A 20505-nucleotide genomic window follows, 5' to 3' on the forward strand; every position below is an offset into this window, starting at 1 on the left:
TGGCAGAGAGGTCACACCCGTTCCCATACCGAACACGGAAGTTAAGCTCTCTAGCGCCGATGGTAGTTGGGACCTTGTCCCTGTGAGAGTAGGACGTCGCCAAGCAACTAAAAACACAAGTCAAAAGACTTGTGTTTTTTTGTGTTTTCAAACAGTATGCAAAAAGAAGTAATGGTAATACAAACACGTTGCCCAAGGATGAATCATATTATATAAGAGATTGATGTATATTTTTCTGTAAATTGTTAAGGAATAGAAGTATAAAATATGTCCATTTAAATAGGGAGGGAAAGATATGAAATCACAAAACGAAGTTTGTATTGTTTGTGAGACAGAAAGAAAAGAAGGGATATATGTTTATAATAATTTAATATGTTATGAATGTGAAAAGGACATGGTGAATACGGAAACAAATGATCCGAAGTATATATATTATTTAAAACAGCTTCGGAAATTAGAAGTATCATATTTTTAAATAGGCATATGCCTATTATTTTTTTTGTTCTGTATAATAGATAAAGAATGAAATAATAAGGAAGAGATATAGATGAATCAAAATCGCATACCTTTATATGAAGCATTAATAGAGTTTAAAGAAAGAAGGCCGTTATCCTTTCATGTCCCAGGTCATAAAAATGGTTTAAACTTCCCTCAGGAGGCGGTAGGAGAGTTTAAAGATATACTATCTATCGATGTAACTGAGTTGTCAGGATTAGATGATTTACATAGTCCGTTTGAATGTATAGATGAGGCACAACAATTATTAGCTGATGTATATGGAGTGAACAAAAGTTATTTTTTAATTAATGGCTCAACAGTCGGGAATCTAGCAATGATTTTGTCTTGTTGTGGGGAACATGATATTGTTCTTGTACAAAGAAATTGTCATAAATCCATTATTAATGGTTTAAAGTTAGCGGGAGCAAATCCTATTTTTTTAGATCCATGGATTGATGAGGCTTATAACGTACCAGTGGGAATTCATGATGAGATTATTAAGGAAGCAATTGAAAAATATCCGAATGCGAAAGCACTCATTTTAACGCATCCTAATTATTATGGTATGGGTATGGATTTAGAGGCAAGCATCGCTTATGCACATGCACATAAAATTCCTGTGTTAGTAGATGAAGCACATGGAGCTCATTTTTGTTTAGGCGGGGCATTTCCAAAGTCAGCGTTAGCATATGGTGCAGACATTGTAGTTCATTCTGCGCATAAAACATTACCCGCAATGACGATGGGATCCTATTTACATATAAATAGTCGCTTAGTGAAAGAAGAAAAAGTTTCTACTTATTTAAGTATGCTACAATCTAGTAGTCCATCGTATCCAATTATGACTTCTCTTGATATTGCACGCTTTACGATAGCGCGTATAAAAGAAAAGGGACATGATGAAATTGTCGAGTTTTTACGGGAATTTAAAGAAGAATTGAGTGCTATTCCACAAATAGCTATTTTACAATATCCATTACAAGACGAGCTAAAAGTTACCGTACAGACGCGTTGTCAATTATCAGGATACGAATTACAGTCTTTATTTGAAAAGGTTGGTATATATACAGAAATGGCAGATCCATATAATGTCTTATTTATTTTGCCTTTGCAAGTAAATAAGACATATATGAAGGCTATAGAGATGATCCGAGTGGCATTGCAATATTATGAGGTGAAAGACAAGACGGAATCTATTCGTTATACTTATAAAGGGGAAATTTCTCCTTTACCGTATACATATAAACAATTGGAAGAATACGAAACAAAAGTAGTATCTGTAGAAGAAGCAGTTGGGATGGTAGCAGCAGAAATGGTAATTCCGTATCCACCTGGTATTCCATTGATTATGTATGGGGAAAGAATTACTTCAGAACATAAAGAGCAAATTATGCATTTAGAGAAAGCTGGCGCTCGTTTTCAAGGCAGCACGAAATATATGAAAGTGTATGATATAGAAAGTAGGTTTTAGAATGAAGGGATTATTTGTAACAATTGAAGGTCCAGAAGGTTCGGGTAAAACAACGCTAATTCAAGGTTTATTGCCATACTTTGAACAAAAGGAACAAAAGGTAATGGCGACGAGAGAACCAGGTGGTATTGCAATTTCTGAGGATATTAGAACGATTTTGCATAAACAAGAATATACGATGATGGAAGCACGTACAGAGGCGTTGTTATATGCTGCTGCACGTAGACAGCATTTAGTAGAAAAAGTTATGCCGGCACTTAATGAGGATTACCTTGTATTATGTGATCGTTTTATAGATAGCTCTTTAGCATATCAAGGATATGCAAGAGGATTAGGTATGGATAAAGTATTTGAAATAAATCGTTTCGCAACAGAGGACTGTATGCCTAGTTTAACAATTTACTTAGATATTGAGCCAGAGGTTGGCTTAGCTCGAATTGCAAAAGATGCAGGACGTGAAGTGAATCGGTTAGATATGGAAGATATCTCTTTCCATAAACGTGTGCGTGAAGGGTATTTACAAGTTGTAGAACGTTTCTCGGATCGTATTGTATTGGTAAATGCTGATCAACCAATGGAAAAACTTATAGAAGAAGTTATTCAGGTTATAGAAGATAAATTGTTATAATAGAAGGAAAGAATGAAATAAGTGAGGTATGCATTATGATGAAGACGTGGGAGCAGCTTTCTGCTATACAACCCATCGGTGTAAAAATGTTGATGAATAGCATCGCAAAAGAGCGTATATCCCACGCTTACTTGTTAGAGGGAGGGAAAGGGACGGGAAAGTTTGCGACAGCAATTCAAATGGCAAAGAGTTTCCTCTGTTCTCAGCGGAATGGGGTAGAACCTTGTCATGTATGTACAAATTGTAAGCGAATTGATTCAGGTAACCACCCAAACTTACATATTGTAAAACCAGACGGATTATCTATTAAGAAGCAGCAAATTCATGATTTACAAGAAGAGTTTTCCAAAACAGGATTAGAAGCAAATAAAAAAGTATATGTTATTGAGCACGCAGACCGTATGACGGCAAACGCAGCGAATACACTGTTGAAATTTTTAGAAGAACCAAGTAGTGATACAACAGCTATTCTACTTACTGAACAAAGTCATCAAATTTTAAATACGATTTTATCTCGCTGTCAAGTTGTTACATTTAGACCGTTACCTACGGAATCTTTAATTAGAAGATTACAGGATGAAGGTATTACGGCATCTTTATCAACACTTGCTGCACAACTTACGAATAGTTTTGATGAAGCTTTAGCTTTATGTAGTGATGAATGGTTTGCACAAGCACGAGCTTTAGTGATAAAATTATGTGAAGCGCTCGAAAAAGATAAAGCCTCTATTTTTTTTGTACAAGAAAAATGGGGAAAACACTTTAGAGAGAAAGAGCAATTACAGCAAGGTTTAGATATGTTACTCCTTATTTATAAGGATTTATTATATGTTCAACTTGGAGAAGAAGATCGTCTTGTTTTTCATGAGCAGAAAGAGATGTTTGAATCTTTCTCCTACGCTCAGAAGCGCATTGTATCAGCTCTCTTTAATATATTAGAGGCAAAAAATAGAATCAACGCTAATGTAAATGCGCAGCTTGTGTTCGAACAGTTAGTGTTGCGGTTGCAGGAGGGATGACCGTTTTGTATGATGTAGTAGGTGTTCGCTTTAAGAAGGCCGGAAAGGTGTATTACTTTGATCCGAATCAGTTCGATATCTCTGAAAATGAGTTTGTAATTGTAGAAACGGTAAGAGGTATTGAATACGGAAAAGTAGTTATTACCAAAAAGCAAGTTGATGAAAACGACGTTGTATTACCACTAAAAAAGGTTATTCGCATTGCAAATGAAAACGATCGTACCATTGTTGAAGAGAACAAACATGCTGCAAAAGAAGCATATCAAGTTTGTCAGCAAAAGGTAGTAGAACATAATCTTGATATGAAACTTGTAGATGTAGAGTATACGTTCGATCGCAATAAAATTATTTTCTACTTTACTGCGGATGGTCGGATTGATTTTCGCGAACTAGTGAAGGACTTAGCAGCAATTTTTAGGACAAGAATTGAACTAAGACAAATCGGTGTTCGTGATGAAGCGAAAATGCTTGGTGGTATTGGTCCATGTGGTCGTATGCTTTGTTGTTCTACTTTTTTAGGGGATTTTGAACCTGTATCCATTAAGATGGCAAAGGATCAAAATTTATCATTAAATCCTGCAAAAATCTCTGGTTTATGTGGTCGCTTAATGTGTTGCTTAAAATATGAGAACGATGAATATGAGGCAGCAAAGGAACAACTTCCTGATTTAGATCAACGTATACAAACCCCGCATGGTACTGGCCGTGTTATCGGATTAAATATTTTAGAAAGATTAATTCAAGTGGAACTAGTAGACAAGGAACGGATAGTAGAATATACGTTAGATGAGTTAGTGAATAAAGGGGTCGTTTCGAGTCAAACCACAGATTAATGAGGTGGGTGCTTGTGGAGAAAAAAGATATTTTTGCATCGGTTTCTAGTATGGAAGAGCAAATTGGACATTTATACAAACAGTTGGGAGAATTAAAACAACATCTTGCAGAGTTACTGGAAGAAAACCAACATATAAAAATGGAAAATGAAAATTTGCGACACCGCTTTGAAGAAGTACAGATTAAAGAAAAACAAAAAGCTCAAAAACGTAAAGAAGTGAAGCCGAAGACAGATATTGGTGAAGGCTACGATAATTTAGCAAGACTATATCAAGAAGGTTTTCATATTTGTAATCTGCATTATGGAAGTGTACGTAAAGAGGGAGATTGTTTATTCTGCCTGTCATTTTTAAATAAAAAGTGAAATTACCTTTCCAATAATAATTGGAAAGGTAATTTTTTATACATGAGAGTAGAATCGAATATGTTTTTTATTAGTAGAAGATGAAATAGGGTAGGTTAAGTGTAAGAAAAGGAGCAACATATGAATTTATATGAAGATGAACGTTTAGATTACTTATTAGCACAAGATTTGAAGATTATACAAAGCCCATCAGTATTTAATTTCTCGTTAGATGCTGTTTTACTTGCAGACTTTGCTTGGGTGCCAATTCAAAAAGGTAATTTACTTGATTTGTGTACAGGTAATGCAGTTGTGCCCTTTCTATTAAGTACAAGGACGAAAGGGAATATTACTGGTGTAGAAATTCAAGAACGCTTATATGATATGGGAATAAGAAGTGTCCAATACAATAAGTTGGAAGAAAGAATTCACTTAATACACGGGGATTTGAAAGATATGCCGGAGAAACTTGGGCGTCATCAATATGATGTTGTCACATGTAATCCGCCTTATTTCCAAACACCTGCAACTTCTGAAAAAAATATGAATGAACATTTAGCGATAGCTCGTCATGAAATTATGTGTACACTAGAGGATGTTGTATCTGCAAGTAGTCAGCTAGTAAAGCAAGGCGGGAAAGTAGCATTTGTACATCGTCCAGGTCGTTTATTAGATATTGTTACATTAATGCGTAAATACAAAATTGAACCGAAGCGTGTACGATTTGTTTATCCTAAGGCAGGGAAAGAAGCGAATACATTGTTAATTGAAGGAATTAAGGACGGAAACGCAGATTTGAAAATATTGCCACCTCTTTTTGTATATGAAGAAAATAATGAATATACAAAGGAGATTCGTTCTATTTTATATGGAGAAGAATAAGCATTGTTTTTATGTAGTGGAGTGCTCTGATGGAAGTTACTATGCTGGATATACAAATCATATAGAGAAGCGGATTGAGACCCATAATAGCGGAAAAGGGGCTAAGTATACGCGTGCTAGACTTCCTGTTGCTTTAAAGTACGTAGAATTTCATGAAGATAAGCGTACAGCTATGCAAGCAGAGTATTATTTTAAGCAATTAAATAGAAAACAAAAAGAAGAATATATGCAAAAAGGAGAACGCTATGTGGCAACAAAAAAGCTTTCAACAAAGTGAAAAGGGAGTTTTATATTTAGTACCAACTCCTATTGGAAATTTAGAAGATATGACATTTCGTGCAATCCGAATTTTAAAAGAAGCGGATTTAATTGCTGCTGAAGATACGAGACAAACGAAAAAACTTTGTAATTATTTTGAAATTGAAACGCCTGTTATGAGTTACCACGAGCATAATAAAGAAGTAAGTGGAAAGAAAATATTAGAGAAGTTAGATGAAGGAAAGACTATAGCACTTGTTAGTGACGCTGGTATGCCGTGTATTTCCGATCCAGGCTATGATATTGTTGTCGAGGCAGTAGCTGAGCAATATCATGTAATCCCGCTTCCTGGGGCAAATGCAGCCCTTACAGCATTAATTGCATCAGGACTTGAAACAAAACAGTTTTATTTCTATGGGTTTTTACAAAGAAATAAAAAAGAAAGAAAAATGGAGTTAGAGAAGCTTCGTTACATACAAACTACAATGATGTTTTATGAAGCGCCTCACCGCCTGGATGATACTTTAATCTCGATGCAAGAAGTATTGGGAAATAGAGAAATCGTATTATGCCGAGAGTTAACGAAAAAATTCGAGGAATTTATTCGAGGAACAGTTGAAGAAGCAATTGAGTGGACGAAACAAAATGAAGTTCGTGGTGAGTTTTGTATTTTAGTAGCTGGTTCAACGGAAGAACCTGCTCCAGAAGAACAATGGTGGGAATCTATTTCAGTATATAATCATATTGAACATTATATAAACGAAAAAGGTATGAATTCAAAAGAGGCGATAAAAACAGTCGCTAAAGATCGAGATTTGTCGAAACGCGATGTATATCAAATCTATCATGTCGATAAAAAATAAGCTTCTCATAATTGAGAAGCTTATTTTGCTGTTTCGATATAATCTTGAAGCTCGTTTAAGATTTGCTCAGCGCCTTCTTTGCTTAAGATAATTTTACCTTCAGCTAAAGATAGGTTACCATCAGATACTTCACCAGTTACTTGGCAAGTCATGTTTGGCTTATATTTTTTTAAGATGATTTTCTCGTCATCAACATAGATTTCAAGAGCATCCTTTTCTGCAATACCTAAAGTACGGCGTAATTCGATCGGAATTACTACACGACCTAATTCATCAACTTTACGAACGATACCAGTAGATTTCATAATTCTTTTCCTCCTAAAGAAATAGTTTATAAGTTTCGAGTCTATTTTTAGATTCGTCATTTTTCGACAAAATACCCTATGGACATATGATACCAATCATTTACATTTCCGTCAATTCTTTAATTCTATATTTTTTAAAAAGATTTATAGATTTCTTACTTCTTATATATAATAGAGTTTGAGTAATTTCTACTATTATTTCACTTTATTTTCGGAAAAATCAAGAAATTATAGGTAATGACTGTATATTTTCTTGAAATATGAGTAATAGATGATAAATATAAAAATATGAACTTGTTTTTATCCTGCATTAACGAGTAGTAAGATTCTAAATTTTAAATTCGGCTGGGCCAAAGAAGTTAAGTGGAAGTCGGATTGCTCGTAAAAGTCCGATTGGTGTGGGTTGATAATCCGTGGGAATGAACAAGACCCTCACAGATTAAAGTTTCACTTTATATATAAGTTTTTGATATACTATTTATAAATACATATGAGGTTATCCGGGAGGTCCAAAACAATGACAAAGGAAAACAAATCCTTTTATATTACTACCCCAATTTATTATCCAAGTGGAAAATTACACATTGGACATGCTTATACAACAGTAGCAGGAGATGCGATGGCACGATATAAGCGTATGCAAGGATATAATGTTCATTATTTAACAGGAACTGATGAGCATGGACAGAAGATCCAAAAGAAAGCAGAAGAATTAAATGTTACACCACAAGCATATGTGGATAACATCGTTGCAGGAATTAAAGAACTTTGGGAGAAGATGGATATCTCCTATGATGACTTTATCCGTACAACGGAAGATCGTCATAAAGATGTTGTCGAAAAAATCTTCAAGCAACTAGTAGATCAAGGTGATATTTATCTTGATGAATATGAAGGTTGGTATTCTGTACAAGATGAGACATTCTATACAGAGCATCAATTAGTAGATCCAATTATGGAAGGTGACAAAGTAGTTGGGGGAAAAAGTCCGGACAGTGGTCATGATGTAGAACTTGTTCGTGAAGAATCATATTTCTTTAGAATGGGTAAATATGTTGACAGACTATTAAAGTTCTATGAAGAGAATCCACATTTTATTCAGCCAGAGTCTCGTAAGAATGAAATGATTAATAACTTTATTAAACCAGGATTGGAAGATTTAGCAGTTTCCCGTACTTCATTTGACTGGGGAGTTCGTGTTCCAGGTAATCCGAAACACGTTATTTACGTATGGGTTGACGCATTATCTAACTACATTACAGCATTAGGTTATGGAACAGAAAATGAAGAGATGTATAAGAAGTTCTGGCCAGCAGATGTGCATTTAGTTGGAAAAGAAATCGTTCGTTTCCATACGATTTATTGGCCAATCATTTTAATGGCATTAGATTTACCTCTTCCGAAAAAAGTCTTTGCTCACGGTTGGATTTTAATGAAGGATGGAAAGATGAGTAAGTCAAAAGGAAATGTAGTAGATCCAGTTACATTAATTGATCGTTACGGATTAGATGCATTACGTTATTACTTACTTCGTGAAGTTCCATTTGGATCTGATGGCGTATTCACACCAGAAGGATTTGTGGAGCGTATTAATTTCGATTTAGCAAATGACTTAGGTAACTTATTAAATCGTACAGTAGCTATGATTGATAAGTACTTTAACGGAGAAATCCCTGCATTTAAAGAAAATGTAACGGAATTTGATGAAACGTTAGTAACATTTGCGAAAGATACATTGAAAAAAGTGGAAGAAGCAATGGAGAATATGGAATTCTCTGTAGCTCTAAGCTCAATTTGGCAATTGGTTAGCCGTACGAATAAATATATTGACGAAACACAACCGTGGGTATTAGCGAAAGATGAGAATGATCGCGAAAAGTTAGCCTCTGTAATGGCTCACTTAGCAGAAGTACTTCGTCAAACGGGTATTATGCTTATGCCATTCTTAACAGTAGCACCAAGCAAAATGTTTGCTCAGCTTGGCCTTACTGATGAAGCACATATATCTTGGGGAAGCCTATCTACAATCGGCTGTATTCCAGCTGGAACAAAAGTAGAAAAAGGACAACCAATTTTCCCTCGTTTAGAAATGGACGTGGAAGTGGCGTACATTAAAGAACAAATGAAAGCCTCTGCTCCTAAAGTAGAAGAGAAAAAAGAAGAAGAACCGAAGGCAGAAGAAATTACAATTGATGATTTCTTTAAAGTAGAATTGCGTGTAGCTGAAGTTCTATCTGCGGAACCTGTGAAAAAAGCAGACAAGTTGTTAAAAATTCAACTAGACTTAGGTACAGAAAAGCGTCAAGTTGTTTCTGGAATTGCAAAATTCTATTCGCCAGAAGACCTAAAAGGTAAAAAGGTTATTTGTGTAACAAATTTAAAACCTGTAAAATTACGCGGTGAATTATCGCAAGGTATGATTTTAGCGGGTGAAGAGAATGGCGTATTGTCATTAGCATCGATTGACCAAAATCTACCAAATGGTACAAAAATTAAGTAATTAAGACAAGAAAAGAGATGTTTCACGTGTAACATGTGTGAAGCGTCTTTTTTCTTTTTACACTCTCAATTTTTGCATTAAGATTGTAGTATTGTTATCGTTAAGTTATAAAAGAGCTTATTTACGTAGAATAAATTTGATTTCAATATAAAAGGAGTTATGTATTATGTTGTTTGATACACATTCACATTTGAATGCAGAGCAATTTGAAGAAGACTTACAAGAAGTTATTGCCCGAATGAAAGAAGCGGGGGTTACTTATACAGTTGTTGTTGGTTTTGATGAAGTAACGATAAAAAAGGCGATTGAATTAGCTGAAGCCTATGATTTTATTTATGCCGCGGTTGGATGGCATCCAGTTGATGCAATCGACATGACAGAAGAGCATTTAGCTTGGTTAGAAGAACTTGCTTCTCATCCTAAAGTCGTTGCACTTGGAGAAATGGGCTTAGATTATCACTGGGATAAGTCTCCAAAAGAAATACAGAAAGAAGTATTCCGTAAACAAATTGCATTAGCGAAAAAAGTAAAATTACCGATTATTATACATAACCGCGATGCAACTCAAGATATTGTTGATATTCTAGAAGAAGAGAATGCAGCTGAAGTAGGGGGTATTATGCATTGCTTTAGCGGTAGCGTAGAGGTAGCAGAGCGATGTGTTGATATGAACTTTTTAATTTCGTTAGGTGGACCAGTTACATTTAAAAACGCTAAGAAACCGAAAGAAGTTGCTACGGAGATTCCATTAGAGAAATTATTAATAGAGACGGATTGTCCGTATTTAACACCGCATCCATTTCGCGGGAAACGAAATGAACCAAGTTATGTAAAACTCGTAGCAGAAGAAATTGCGAACTTAAAAGGAATTTCTTATGAAGAGGTAGCGGAAGTAACAACTAAGAATGCAAAAGCTTTATTTGGTGTCGAATAAAAAGAATGGGGGAGCCCATTCTTTTTATTTTTTGAGAAACAGAATAGTAGAAGTGGTAGAGAAAACGAGGGTGAATGAGTAAGTGTTACAATAAGGAGAGAGAACAAAGTTTTGGACATTCTATTTTTTAAAATGTAACAATGGGGAAAATAATAATGGAAAAGTCGTCATTTTTTTGTTTTACTAAGTAGAGACGAAACGAGTGTGGAGGCAAGCATGAAAATTAAAGAGATTATCGTTGTAGAAGGTAAAGATGATACAGTCGCGATTAAGCGTGCTGTTGATGCGGATACAATTGAAACGAACGGTTCAGCAATCGGTGATCATGTTATTGAACAAGTTAAATTAGCGCTGCAAAAACGAGGCGTTATTATTTTCACAGATCCGGATTATCCTGGAGAGCGTATTCGAAAAATTATTTCTGATAAGGTGCCTGGATGTAAACATGCTTTTTTACCGAAGGAAGAAGCACTTGCTAAGAGGAAAAAAGGTGTCGGGATTGAACATGCTTCTGATGAATCAATTCGCCGTGCTTTAGAGAATATACATGAAGAAATGGAAGCTTACACAAGTGAAATCAGTTGGAGCGATTTAGTCGATGCAGGTTTAGTGGGCGGAGAAATGGCAAAGAGTCGCAGAGAAAGAATGGGTAAGCTATTAAAGATTGGTTATACAAACGCAAAACAGTTACATAAACGTTTACAAATGTTTCAAGTTTCAAAAGAATCATTTGCAGAAGCTTATAAGCAAGTCATACAGGAGGAAAGAAAATGAAGGATATCGCAACGCCAAATCGTACGAAAGATATTGTTGAAAAGTATGGATTTTCATTCAAAAAAAGTTTAGGACAAAATTTTTTAATTGATACGAATGTATTAAATCGTATCGTTGATCACGCTGAAATTGGTTCAGAAAGTGGTGCAATTGAAATTGGACCAGGTATCGGTGCATTAACAGAACAATTAGCGAAGCGTGCTAAAAAAGTAGTGGCTTTTGAAATTGATCAAAGGTTATTACCGATTTTAGATGAGACGTTAGCTCCATATGGCAACGTTACTGTTATCAATAAAGATGTACTAAAGGCAGATGTACATGAGGTGTTTAGTGAGCAATTTGAAGAAGGGCAAGATGTAATGGTAGTAGCTAACTTACCATACTATATTACGACGCCAATTTTATTTAAATTGCTGGAAGAGAAATTACCGGTTCGTGGTTTCGTTGTTATGATGCAAAAAGAAGTTGGGGATCGTTTAGCGGCTAAGCCTGGAACGAAAGAGTATGGCTCTTTATCCATTGCTATTCAGTATTATACAGAGGTAGAAACAGTTATGACTGTACCGCGTACAGTGTTTGTGCCACAACCGAATGTTGATTCTGCAATTATTCGCCTCCTAAAGCGTCCTAAACCAGTGGTAGAAGTAACAGATGAGACATTCTTCTTTGAAGTAGTACGAGCAAGTTTTGCACAGCGTCGTAAAACTTTAATGAATAATTTATCAAATAATTTAAATGGTTTCCCGAAAGATAAAGAGCTGTTGGATCGGATTTTAACAGAAGTAGGAATTGATCCAAAACGAAGAGGCGAAACACTATCTATCGAAGAGTTTGCGACATTAAGTAATGCATTAGTTCTGCATAAGTTATCATAAGGGTACAAAAGGGACAGTTCAATTTGAACTGTCCCTTTTGTCACCTTTCTCCTCCTAAATTCATACTTTAAAAACAGGTAAGATGGCCTAACGAGTTTGGAGGTAGGAGAATGGCTTTACATGTTGGAGAATTAGTGGAACGATATTCTCATAATAGGGATATCCTTTTTCGTATTATAGAAATAAAAGGCGAGATAGCTATATTGTTTGGAGAGGAAATTAGATTAGTGGCAGATGCGCCACTTGAAGATTTAATTAGTATAGATCAACGAGAACATAAAAAGAGAGCGAAGCGTGAGAAAGAAACAATGGAGCGGACGTATCGTTTGTTTCAACAAGATTACGTATTAATGAAACAAAGGCATGAACACACTTCAACTGGTGGATATACAAGTGAAGTGAATTATTTTCAAATGCCAGGGCGTGTCTTGCATATAGATGGAGACCCGTTATATTTGCGCAAGTGCCTAGATTTATATAATAAAATTGGTGTTCCTGTACAAGGTATTCATTGTAAAGAAACAGAGATGCATGAAAAGGTAGTAGATTTAATAGATCATTTTCGTCCGGACATTTTAGTTATTACAGGGCACGATGCGTATACAAAATCAAAAGGCGTAAAGGGAGATTTAGCAGCCTATAGGCATTCAAGGCATTTTGTACAGGCTGTTCGAGAAGTGAGAAAAAAATATCCATCATTGGATCAACTCGTTATTTTTGCTGGGGCATGTCAATCACACTTTGAAGCATTAATTCGAGCAGGCGCTAATTTTGCTAGTTCCCCATCTAGAATTAATATTCACGCACTAGATCCTGTATATGTGGTTGGTAAAATTAGTTTTACGTCATTTATGGAAAGGGTTAATGTATGGGATGTTGTACGTAATACGATTACTGGTGAAAAGGGGCTTGGCGGGATTGAGACGAGGGGGATTTTACGAACTGGATTACCTTTTCAACATTATGAAGAATAAGCAAGGTACATATGTATCTTGCTTTTTTATTTGGAGAGGATTTAAATCAGTTTGGATAAAAAGAGACAAGAACGCACAGACTACATAATGATACTTTTACAATATAGTATTTCTTCTATCTATTCGAACGCATGATGCTTTTATAATGATATTGTCTGTGAGTTGCGGTTAATAATTGGGATAGATATATCGTGTTTTAAGTGTTCAATCTAAATTACAGCGAGGTGTAACGAAGTATATGTCAAAACGTTTAGATGAAATTAAAAGCGAATTAGATCACCATCTTGGACAGAGACTGATGTTAAAGGCGAACAGTGGGAGAAGAAAAACTGTAGAACAATCGGGTGTACTTGCAGAAACGTACCGTTCTGTTTTTGTTGTACAACTGGATCAACAAGAAGATGCGTTACAACGTGTATCGTATAGTTATGCGGATGTTTTAACAGAGACAGTAGAGTTAACATTTTATGGTGAACCTCATAATGAAGTGATTTTATAATTCATGTATCGTTACATATATTCCCACAAATGAAAAGCTATATTATTTTGCATACTAATGATACCGTAGCAAAATAAGGAGGGACTCTGCATTGAGTAGACGAAGAGGTGTCATGTCGAATCAATTTAAAGAAGAGCTTGCAAAAGAGTTGGGCTTTTATGATGTTGTTCAGAAAGAAGGATGGGGCGGAATTCGTGCGAAAGATGCTGGTAACATGGTGAAACGTGCTATAGAAATTGCAGAACAGCAATTAATGAAACAAAACCAGTAGTTGTAAGATACTTTCTATGCTACGGTAGCCGAGGAGTGATTCCTCGGCTTTTTGTACTATAAAAGGTGCCATCATTTTACATAAGTAGTTTCATTCTGAATGCTTTTCGTTATAATTAGGGAAGTGTCATCGTCTTACTATAAATTTATGGTAAAATAAACGATAAAAGATTGAGTACATAGAGTGGGTGAATAGATTGAAGCTACTAGTGAAAGCACCAGCAAAGATTAATCTGTCGTTAGATGTACTGGGAAAAAGACAAGACGGATATCATGAAGTGAAAATGATTATGACAACAATTGATTTAGCGGATCGTTTAGAACTAATGGAATTAGCAGAAGACCGTATTGAAATTTTATCCCATAATCGGTATGTCCCAGACGACCAAAGAAATCTGGCTTATCAAGCAGCGAAATTATTAAAAGAGAAGTTTAATGTGAAAAAAGGTGTATCTATTACTATTGAAAAAACGATTCCAGTAGCAGCTGGATTAGCGGGTGGAAGTAGTGATGCAGCAGCGACATTACGTGGCCTTAATAAATTATGGAATTTAGGGCTTACAATTGATCAGTTAGCAGAGCTTGGCGCAGAAATTGGGTCAGACGTATCATTTTGCGTATATGGTGGGACAGCAATTGCCACTGGAAGAGGGGAGCAGATTGAGCACATAAAAACTCCACCTTCTTGTTGGGTTATTTTAGCAAAACCCCATATTGGTGTATCTACTGCTGATGTGTATGGAAATTTAAAGTTAAATCGAGTTACACATCCAAATGTAGATAAAATGGTGGATGTCATAAATGCTGGAGACTACAAAGGGATTTGTGATACTGTCGGTAACGTTTTAGAAGATGTAACGTTTGCGATGCATCCTGAAGTTGCACGTATTAAGGCACAGATGAAGCGATTTGGAGCAGATGCCGTATTAATGAGTGGTAGTGGTCCAACTGTATTCGGTCTTGTGCACCATGATTCGCGAATGCATCGTATATATAACGGATTAAAAGGATTTTGTGAACAAGTATACGCAGTACGTTTATTAGGAGAGCGAGAAACGCTTGAATAAAGACGTATAATACGTTATGATTTGTTTAGAATATTCGTGATTTGAGGTGAGAGTATGAAAATTAGACGAAGTACAAGATTGGTTGATATGACTTATTACTTGTTACAAAACCCTCGTCAGCTAGTTTCTCTCACTTTTTTTGCTGAAAGGTATCAATCAGCTAAGTCTTCTATTAGTGAAGATTTAGTTATTATTAAGCAAACGTTTGAACAACAAGGGGTCGGCACATTGCAAACGATACCAGGAGCAGCAGGAGGAGTGAAATATATACCATATATAAGTGAAGAAGAGGCAGATCTAATTATTGGTGAGCTGTGTAGCTTATTTGAAAATCCAGATCGTATTTTGCCTGGTGGTTACTTATATATGACAGATCTTTTAAGTAATCCTCGTCATATTAATGGCGCAGGTCGTTTGTTTGCTTCTGTTTTTGCTAGGCAACCAATTGATGCAGTTATGACGGTGGCAACGAAGGGGATCCCACTTGCATATGCAGTGGCGAACTACTTAGATGTACCGGTAGTGATTGCAAGAAAAGATAATAAGGTAACAGAAGGCCCCACTGTTAGTATTAACTATGTATCAGGTTCTTCTAAGCGAATTCAAACAATGACGTTAGCGAAGCGTAGCCTTCCAGAAGGATCCAATGTTTTAATTATTGATGACTTCATGAAAGCTGGCGGAACCATTCAAGGTATGATGAGTATGTTAGAAGAGTTTAAAGCTAATGTTGTTGGTATTGGTGTATTAGTAGAGTCTACGGATATTGAAGAAAGACTAATTAATAATTTTGTATCATTAATTCGTCTATCGGAAGTTGATGTGAAAGAAAAAGCGATTCAAGTGGAAAAGGGAAATTATTCACTGGCACCATTTGATGAAGGGCTTGTAGAGGCTGAGTAAAAAGGTAAAGCAAATAGCTTTATCTTTTTTTATTCTATTTATAAGTTATAAAATAGATGGACAAACTGCTTTTCGTGCACTATTTTTAAAGAGTAAAAATAAATAATAAAAGGGTGAAAAGTATGAAAGTTGTTCAAACAAACAATGCACCACAAGCGATTGGACCATATTCACAAGGGATTATTGTAAATAATATGTTTTACAGTTCAGGACAAATTCCGTTGACTGCAAGTGGAGAGCTTGTAGCAGGAGACGTAACAGTACAAACAGAGCAAGTATTTCAAAATTTACAAGCAGTATTAGAAGAAGCAGGTGCTTCATTTGATACGGTAGTAAAAACAACAGTATTCTTAAAAGACATGGATGATTTTAATGCTGTTAATGAAGTATATGGATCTTATTTCTCTGCTCATAAGCCAGCTCGTTCTTGCGTACAAGTAGCAAAATTACCGAAAGATGTTTCAGTTGAAATTGAAGTAATTGCCCTAGTTAAGTAATTCTTTGTAAGCGATAACCTCCACTAATCTCTATATTCAATTACACTAAAAATTTTTATCTTAAAAATTTTTAAAAAATTAAAGGGAAAATAGAAATTTTGTGGAATTTATACAAATATATCGCTTATTTAGAAAAGGGTGGTGAACACAAGATGGAAGTGACTGACGTAAGATTACGCCGCGTAAACACAGAAGGCCGCATGAGAGCAATTGCCTCTATTACTCTAGACCATGAATTTGTTGTTCATGATATTCGTGTAATTGATGGTAATAATGGATTATTTGTAGCAATGCCAAGTAAACGTACTCCAGATGGAGAATTCCGTGACATTGCACATCCAATTAATTCTGGTACACGCTCTAAAATTCAAGATGCGGTTTTAACAGAGTATCATCGTTTAGGCGAGTTAGAAGAGGTTGAGTTTGAAGAAGCGGGCGCTTCGTAAAATTCGAATGAAAAGGGCTTTTTAAAGGAAGCCCTATAATTTTGCAACAAACTCCTGTAAGCATTTACAGGGGTTTGTTTTTTTGTGTTTATACATATATCTCGTTTAGAAAATTCCGAATTAAATAAAATAAAGAGGGGAACTTCTAATTTTTTCAAAATCATTTTAAATAGTATAGCTTATTTCTTAAAAAAGATACTAAAGAGTAAAACATCTTATAAGAATTATGGTAAAATTTAATAGTTAAAATGTGTTTCTTGAAATATATGATGATTTAGGATAATATCGTTAATGGATAAATAGGTTGCGATGGAGGGTCTATATGTCAAACAGATTTGCAGTGATTCTAGCGGCAGGTAAAGGCACACGTATGAAGTCTAAGCTATACAAGGTGCTTCATCCTGTATGTGGAAAACCTATGGTACAACATGTTGTCGATCAAGTATCTCAATTAGGATTGCAGAAACTTGTAACAGTCGTAGGACATGGTGCTGAAATGGTACAAGAACAGCTAGGAAACGTAAGTGAGTTTGCATTACAAGCAGAACAACTTGGTACAGCGCATGCTGTAGATCAAGCTGCAAGTGTACTTGCAAACGAAGAAGGAACAACTTTAGTTATTTGTGGTGATACACCGCTAATAACTGCTGAAACGATGGAAGCATTACTTCAGCAACATAAAGAAGCAGGGGCAATGGCAACGGTATTAACAGCTTACATAGAAGAACCTGCTGGATATGGTCGTATCGTTCGTAATGAGAATGGTCATGTTGAAAAGATTGTTGAGCATAAGGATGCAAATGAGAAAGAATTAGCTATTAAAGAAATCAATACAGGTACGTATTGTTTTGATAATAAAGCTTTATTCGCTTCACTTTCTAAAGTTTCAAATGATAACGTACAAGGTGAATATTACCTGCCAGATGTTATTGAAATTTTAAAAAATGAAGGTCATATTGTATCAGCTTATCAAACAGAGCACTTCGATGAAACGTTAGGTGTTAACGACAGAGTCGCTCTATCGCAAGCGGAAATTATTATGAAAAACCGTATCAACCGAAAGAACATGGTAAATGGTGTTACTATTATTGATCCAAGTAACACGTATATTTCTGCTGATGCAATTATCGGTAGTGATACAGTTCTTCATCCAGGAACAATTATTGAGGGGAACACTGTAATTGGTTCTGATTGTGAGATTGGACCGCATACAGTAATTCGCGATAGTGAAATTGGAGATCGTACGACAATTCGTCAATCTACTGTACATGATAGTAAGCTTGGTACAGAAGTATCGGTTGGCCCATTTGCACATATTCGCCCAGATTCAGTTATTGGAGATGAAGTACGCGTTGGAAACTTCGTGGAAATCAAAAAAACTGTTTTTGGTAATAGAAGTAAAGCTTCACACTTAAGTTATATCGGGGATGCACAAGTTGGAGAAGACGTGAATCTTGGTTGTGGTTCAATTACGGTGAACTATGACGGTAAGAATAAATTCAAAACTGTGATTGGTAACGGGGTATTTATTGGATGTAATTCAAACCTTGTTGCTCCTGTAACAGTTGAAGACGGTGCTTATGTGGCAGCAGGCTCTACAATTACAGAGAATGTTCCATCAAAAGCATTGTCTGTAGCACGTGCACGTCAAGTTAACAAAGAAGACTATGTTGATCAATTGCTGAATAAGAAAAAATCATAATGTGGAGGGTTAATCTAGATGTCGACTCAATATCTAAATTCTAATTTGAAAGTATTCTCTTTAAACTCTAATAAGGAACTTGCTGAGCAAATTGCAAAGCATATTGGAGTAGGACTAGGAAAATGTTCTGTTGATCGTTTTAGTGATGGAGAAGTTCAAATTAACATTGAAGAAAGTATCCGTGGTTGCGATGTATTCATTATTCAATCTACAAGCTTCCCAGTAAACGAACATATCATGGAATTACTTATTATGATCGATGCATTAAAGCGTGCATCTGCAAAAACAATTAATATTGTTATTCCTTACTATGGTTATGCGCGTCAAGACCGTAAAGCGCGTTCTCGTGAACCAATTACATCGAAACTTGTAGCAAACTTGCTTGAAACAGCAGGTGCAACTCGTGTAATCACTCTAGATTTACATGCTCCACAAATTCAAGGGTTCTTTGATATCCCAATCGACCACCTAATGGGTGTACCGATTCTTTCAGATTACTTTGAAACAAAAGGTCTTAAAGATATCGTAATCGTGTCACCTGACCACGGTGGAGTAACTCGTGCTAGAAAAATGGCAGATCGCCTAAAAGCACCAATCGCTATTATTGATAAGCGTCGTCCTCGTCCGAACGTATCTGAGGTAATGAACATTATCGGTAATATTGAAGGTAAAACAGCAATTTTAATTGATGACATCATTGATACAGCTGGTACAATTACATTAGCAGCAAACGCTCTTGTTGAGAACGGTGCTTCTGAAGTATATGCTTGCTGTACACACCCAGTATTATCTGGTCCAGCAATTGAGCGTATCCAAAACTCAAATATTAAAGAGTTAGTTGTAACGAACTCTATCGTATTACCAGAAGAGAAGAAAATCGACAAAGTACATGAACTTTCAGTTGCTCCGCTAATCGGAGAAGCAATCATTCGTGTATACGAAGAAGAATCTGTAAGTGTATTATTCAATTAATTGGATAGAATGAGACGTAACCAAGATTGGTTACGTCTTTTCGTATCGAAAAAAGAAAGTAGTGGTACAAGAATGAAATTGATAGTAGGACTTGGGAACCCAGGTAGAGAATATGAATTAACAAGGCATAATATTGGATTTATGGCGATTGATGAACTTGCAAAGCGTTGGAATATTTCTTTGAACGAACAAAAGTTTAAAGGAGTATTTGGTGCAGGATTTGTTAATGGAGAAAAAGTAATCTTATTAAAGCCACTTACATATATGAATTTATCTGGGGAAAGTATTCGTCCGTTAATGGATTACTATAAAATTGATGTAGAGGACTTCGTTGTTCTGTACGATGATTTAGACATCCCTGTAGGTAAATTACGCCTTCGTATGAAAGGCAGTGCGGGTGGACATAATGGTGTGAAATCAACAATTTCACATTTAGGAACACAAGAGTTTCAACGTATCCGCATGGGAATCGATCGTCCGAAAAATGGAATGAAGGTAGTAGATTACGTATTAGGACGTTTTACATCAGAAGAGATTCCTGATGTAAATCATTCTATTGAAAAAGCAGCAGATGCATGTGAAGAATGGTTAAATAAACCTTTTCTTCAAATTATGAATACTTTCAATAGTTAAGAGTACGATTGGGAATATTTTATTTTATTTTTACCCATACTAGCAGTAATTGGATTTTTAGGAGGCTAGTATGGAAGGGTATTATTATTGCAGACATTGCGGGAGTAATGTAGGCTCCGTTACCGCAGAAAAAGTATATAGCGACGTTTTATTTCAACTAACAGAGCAAGAAGTAGTAGAAATGATTCATTTTCATGAGAATGGAAATATATATATAAAAACGATTTGTGAATTGTGTCAAGAAACGCTCGCATCTTATCCTGAGTATTATGAATATGAAAAATTTCTGCAATAAAATGTTGTCGCTTTGGCATGTCCAAAGCATTTTTCTGTTTTCTTTTTCCGAAATATTTGCATA

Annotated in this window: 25 protein-coding genes and 1 rRNA gene; 25 read left to right on the plus strand and 1 reads right to left on the minus strand. The window is 35.7% G+C overall.

The annotated features are described in order from the left end of the window. The 10 genes from rrf to rsmI all read left to right on the plus strand — a co-directional run. Positions 1-105, plus strand: a 5S ribosomal RNA gene (gene rrf / locus ACTFR9_RS26930); the annotation flags it as partial. Positions 106-295: 190 nt separating this feature from the next. Beyond that, positions 296-475, plus strand: coding sequence for a sigma factor G inhibitor Gin (locus ACTFR9_RS26935; protein WP_000842028.1), 180 nt, complete (start codon positions 296-298; stop codon positions 473-475). A gap of 72 nt (positions 476-547) precedes the next feature. Next, positions 548-1969 carry an aminotransferase class I/II-fold pyridoxal phosphate-dependent enzyme gene (locus tag ACTFR9_RS26940; protein WP_001075268.1) on the plus strand — a complete coding sequence of 474 codons (1422 nt, stop codon included), beginning with the start codon at positions 548-550 and terminating at the stop codon, positions 1967-1969. Position 1970: 1 nt separating this feature from the next. Beyond that, entirely contained in the window at positions 1971-2597 is a 627-nt protein-coding gene (gene tmk / locus ACTFR9_RS26945; protein ID WP_000677229.1) for a dTMP kinase, read from the plus strand. A 35-nt stretch (positions 2598-2632) separates the two neighbouring features. Further along, the gene (gene holB / locus ACTFR9_RS26950; RefSeq protein WP_000978582.1) at positions 2633-3616 is read left to right on the plus strand and encodes a DNA polymerase III subunit delta'; all 984 of its coding nucleotides are present in this window, start codon (positions 2633-2635) and stop codon (positions 3614-3616) included. A gap of 5 nt (positions 3617-3621) precedes the next feature. After that, positions 3622-4449, plus strand: coding sequence for a PSP1 domain-containing protein (locus tag ACTFR9_RS26955; RefSeq protein ID WP_000272429.1), 828 nt, complete (start codon positions 3622-3624; stop codon positions 4447-4449). Positions 4450-4463: 14 nt separating this feature from the next. Continuing rightward, positions 4464-4814: a DNA replication initiation control protein YabA gene (yabA, locus tag ACTFR9_RS26960; protein WP_000412054.1), complete on the plus strand. Its 351-nt coding sequence runs from the start codon at positions 4464-4466 to the stop codon at positions 4812-4814. Between the two features lie 120 nt (positions 4815-4934). Next, on the plus strand, positions 4935-5675 hold the full coding sequence (locus tag ACTFR9_RS26965; RefSeq protein WP_001055349.1) for a tRNA1(Val) (adenine(37)-N6)-methyltransferase: 741 nt from the start codon (positions 4935-4937) through the stop codon (positions 5673-5675). Continuing rightward, positions 5662-5952, plus strand: coding sequence for a GIY-YIG nuclease family protein (locus ACTFR9_RS26970; RefSeq protein ID WP_000414340.1), 291 nt, complete (start codon positions 5662-5664; stop codon positions 5950-5952). The genes ACTFR9_RS26965 and ACTFR9_RS26970 overlap by 14 nt, the downstream gene beginning before the upstream one ends. After that, a complete protein-coding gene (rsmI, locus tag ACTFR9_RS26975) occupies positions 5921-6796 on the plus strand; it encodes a 16S rRNA (cytidine(1402)-2'-O)-methyltransferase (protein ID WP_000267828.1) in 876 nt (291 codons plus the stop codon). Before ACTFR9_RS26970 ends, rsmI begins: the two co-directional genes overlap by 32 nt. A gap of 20 nt (positions 6797-6816) precedes the next feature. Here rsmI and ACTFR9_RS26980 read toward each other — a convergent pair whose 3' ends face one another. Beyond that, entirely contained in the window at positions 6817-7101 is a 285-nt protein-coding gene (locus ACTFR9_RS26980; RefSeq protein WP_000843036.1) for an AbrB/MazE/SpoVT family DNA-binding domain-containing protein, read from the minus strand. A gap of 517 nt (positions 7102-7618) precedes the next feature. On the opposite strand from ACTFR9_RS26980, the gene metG reads away from it, so the two are divergent. The 15 genes from metG (at position 7619) to ACTFR9_RS27055 (ending at position 20442) form a co-directional block, all read left to right on the plus strand. Beyond that, complete coding sequence (metG, locus tag ACTFR9_RS26985; RefSeq protein WP_000159679.1) at positions 7619-9601, plus strand: methionine--tRNA ligase; 1983 nt, start codon at positions 7619-7621, stop codon at positions 9599-9601. 166 nt (positions 9602-9767) lie between these two features. Further along, positions 9768-10535, plus strand: a complete 768-nt coding sequence (locus ACTFR9_RS26990; RefSeq protein ID WP_000895831.1) for a TatD family hydrolase — start codon at positions 9768-9770, stop codon at positions 10533-10535. A 216-nt stretch (positions 10536-10751) separates the two neighbouring features. Further along, positions 10752-11309 carry a ribonuclease M5 gene (gene rnmV, locus ACTFR9_RS26995; protein ID WP_000692826.1) on the plus strand — a complete coding sequence of 186 codons (558 nt, stop codon included), beginning with the start codon at positions 10752-10754 and terminating at the stop codon, positions 11307-11309. Beyond that, positions 11306-12184 (plus strand): 16S rRNA (adenine(1518)-N(6)/adenine(1519)-N(6))-dimethyltransferase RsmA, encoded by an 879-nt coding sequence (rsmA, locus tag ACTFR9_RS27000; RefSeq protein ID WP_000651552.1) that lies wholly within the window; start codon positions 11306-11308, stop codon positions 12182-12184. Before rnmV ends, rsmA begins: the two co-directional genes overlap by 4 nt. A gap of 110 nt (positions 12185-12294) precedes the next feature. Next, positions 12295-13158: a sporulation peptidase YabG gene (gene yabG / locus ACTFR9_RS27005; RefSeq protein ID WP_001173738.1), complete on the plus strand. Its 864-nt coding sequence runs from the start codon at positions 12295-12297 to the stop codon at positions 13156-13158. A gap of 238 nt (positions 13159-13396) precedes the next feature. Then, positions 13397-13657, plus strand: coding sequence for a biofilm formation stimulator Veg (gene veg, locus ACTFR9_RS27010; RefSeq protein ID WP_000044349.1), 261 nt, complete (start codon positions 13397-13399; stop codon positions 13655-13657). Positions 13658-13748: 91 nt separating this feature from the next. Next, complete coding sequence (gene sspF / locus ACTFR9_RS27015; RefSeq protein WP_001985066.1) at positions 13749-13928, plus strand: acid-soluble spore protein SspF; 180 nt, start codon at positions 13749-13751, stop codon at positions 13926-13928. A 196-nt stretch (positions 13929-14124) separates the two neighbouring features. Beyond that, a complete protein-coding gene (ispE, locus tag ACTFR9_RS27020) occupies positions 14125-14994 on the plus strand; it encodes a 4-(cytidine 5'-diphospho)-2-C-methyl-D-erythritol kinase (RefSeq protein ID WP_000772094.1) in 870 nt (289 codons plus the stop codon). A 54-nt stretch (positions 14995-15048) separates the two neighbouring features. Then, positions 15049-15897, plus strand: coding sequence for a pur operon repressor (gene purR, locus ACTFR9_RS27025; protein ID WP_000702473.1), 849 nt, complete (start codon positions 15049-15051; stop codon positions 15895-15897). Positions 15898-16019: 122 nt separating this feature from the next. Beyond that, entirely contained in the window at positions 16020-16394 is a 375-nt protein-coding gene (locus tag ACTFR9_RS27030) for a RidA family protein (RefSeq protein ID WP_000869808.1), read from the plus strand. A gap of 152 nt (positions 16395-16546) precedes the next feature. After that, positions 16547-16840 (plus strand): septation regulator SpoVG, encoded by a 294-nt coding sequence (gene spoVG, locus ACTFR9_RS27035; protein ID WP_000454041.1) that lies wholly within the window; start codon positions 16547-16549, stop codon positions 16838-16840. Between the two features lie 322 nt (positions 16841-17162). Continuing rightward, the gene (gene glmU / locus ACTFR9_RS27040) at positions 17163-18542 is read left to right on the plus strand and encodes a bifunctional UDP-N-acetylglucosamine diphosphorylase/glucosamine-1-phosphate N-acetyltransferase GlmU (RefSeq protein WP_000071036.1); all 1380 of its coding nucleotides are present in this window, start codon (positions 17163-17165) and stop codon (positions 18540-18542) included. 18 nt (positions 18543-18560) lie between these two features. After that, a complete protein-coding gene (locus ACTFR9_RS27045; protein ID WP_000107420.1) occupies positions 18561-19514 on the plus strand; it encodes a ribose-phosphate diphosphokinase in 954 nt (317 codons plus the stop codon). Positions 19515-19586: 72 nt separating this feature from the next. Next, positions 19587-20147 carry an aminoacyl-tRNA hydrolase gene (pth, locus tag ACTFR9_RS27050; RefSeq protein ID WP_001979768.1) on the plus strand — a complete coding sequence of 187 codons (561 nt, stop codon included), beginning with the start codon at positions 19587-19589 and terminating at the stop codon, positions 20145-20147. A gap of 70 nt (positions 20148-20217) precedes the next feature. Beyond that, positions 20218-20442: an anti-sigma-F factor Fin gene (locus ACTFR9_RS27055; RefSeq protein WP_000399440.1), complete on the plus strand. Its 225-nt coding sequence runs from the start codon at positions 20218-20220 to the stop codon at positions 20440-20442. Positions 20443-20505 lie beyond the last annotated feature (63 nt).

Source organism: Bacillus cereus group sp. MYBK222-1, assembly GCF_051916425.1.
In the GTDB taxonomy this organism is placed as follows: Bacteria; Bacillota; Bacilli; order Bacillales; family Bacillaceae_G; genus Bacillus_A; species Bacillus_A paranthracis.

Excerpts from the sequence above, each read along its gene's own strand:
- ACTFR9_RS26935 (WP_000842028.1), top strand. The coding sequence starts at position 296 with ATGAAATCACAAAACGAAGTTTGTATTGTTTGTGAGACAGAAAGAAAA.
- ACTFR9_RS26940 (WP_001075268.1), top strand. The coding sequence starts at position 548 with ATGAATCAAAATCGCATACCTTTATATGAAGCATTAATAGAGTTTAAA.
- tmk (WP_000677229.1), top strand. The coding sequence starts at position 1,971 with ATGAAGGGATTATTTGTAACAATTGAAGGTCCAGAAGGTTCGGGTAAA.
- holB (WP_000978582.1), top strand. The coding sequence starts at position 2,633 with ATGATGAAGACGTGGGAGCAGCTTTCTGCTATACAACCCATCGGTGTA.
- ACTFR9_RS26965 (WP_001055349.1), top strand. The coding sequence starts at position 4,935 with ATGAATTTATATGAAGATGAACGTTTAGATTACTTATTAGCACAAGAT.
- ACTFR9_RS26970 (WP_000414340.1), top strand. The coding sequence starts at position 5,662 with ATGGAGAAGAATAAGCATTGTTTTTATGTAGTGGAGTGCTCTGATGGA.
- rsmI (WP_000267828.1), top strand. The coding sequence starts at position 5,921 with ATGTGGCAACAAAAAAGCTTTCAACAAAGTGAAAAGGGAGTTTTATAT.
- ACTFR9_RS26980 (WP_000843036.1), bottom strand. The coding sequence starts at position 7,101 with ATGAAATCTACTGGTATCGTTCGTAAAGTTGATGAATTAGGTCGTGTA.
- metG (WP_000159679.1), top strand. The coding sequence starts at position 7,619 with ATGACAAAGGAAAACAAATCCTTTTATATTACTACCCCAATTTATTAT.
- ACTFR9_RS26990 (WP_000895831.1), top strand. The coding sequence starts at position 9,768 with ATGTTGTTTGATACACATTCACATTTGAATGCAGAGCAATTTGAAGAA.
- rnmV (WP_000692826.1), top strand. The coding sequence starts at position 10,752 with ATGAAAATTAAAGAGATTATCGTTGTAGAAGGTAAAGATGATACAGTC.
- rsmA (WP_000651552.1), top strand. The coding sequence starts at position 11,306 with ATGAAGGATATCGCAACGCCAAATCGTACGAAAGATATTGTTGAAAAG.
- yabG (WP_001173738.1), top strand. The coding sequence starts at position 12,295 with ATGGCTTTACATGTTGGAGAATTAGTGGAACGATATTCTCATAATAGG.
- veg (WP_000044349.1), top strand. The coding sequence starts at position 13,397 with ATGTCAAAACGTTTAGATGAAATTAAAAGCGAATTAGATCACCATCTT.
- purR (WP_000702473.1), top strand. The coding sequence starts at position 15,049 with ATGAAAATTAGACGAAGTACAAGATTGGTTGATATGACTTATTACTTG.
- ACTFR9_RS27030 (WP_000869808.1), top strand. The coding sequence starts at position 16,020 with ATGAAAGTTGTTCAAACAAACAATGCACCACAAGCGATTGGACCATAT.
- spoVG (WP_000454041.1), top strand. The coding sequence starts at position 16,547 with ATGGAAGTGACTGACGTAAGATTACGCCGCGTAAACACAGAAGGCCGC.
- glmU (WP_000071036.1), top strand. The coding sequence starts at position 17,163 with ATGTCAAACAGATTTGCAGTGATTCTAGCGGCAGGTAAAGGCACACGT.
- ACTFR9_RS27045 (WP_000107420.1), top strand. The coding sequence starts at position 18,561 with ATGTCGACTCAATATCTAAATTCTAATTTGAAAGTATTCTCTTTAAAC.
- pth (WP_001979768.1), top strand. The coding sequence starts at position 19,587 with ATGAAATTGATAGTAGGACTTGGGAACCCAGGTAGAGAATATGAATTA.
- ACTFR9_RS27055 (WP_000399440.1), top strand. The coding sequence starts at position 20,218 with ATGGAAGGGTATTATTATTGCAGACATTGCGGGAGTAATGTAGGCTCC.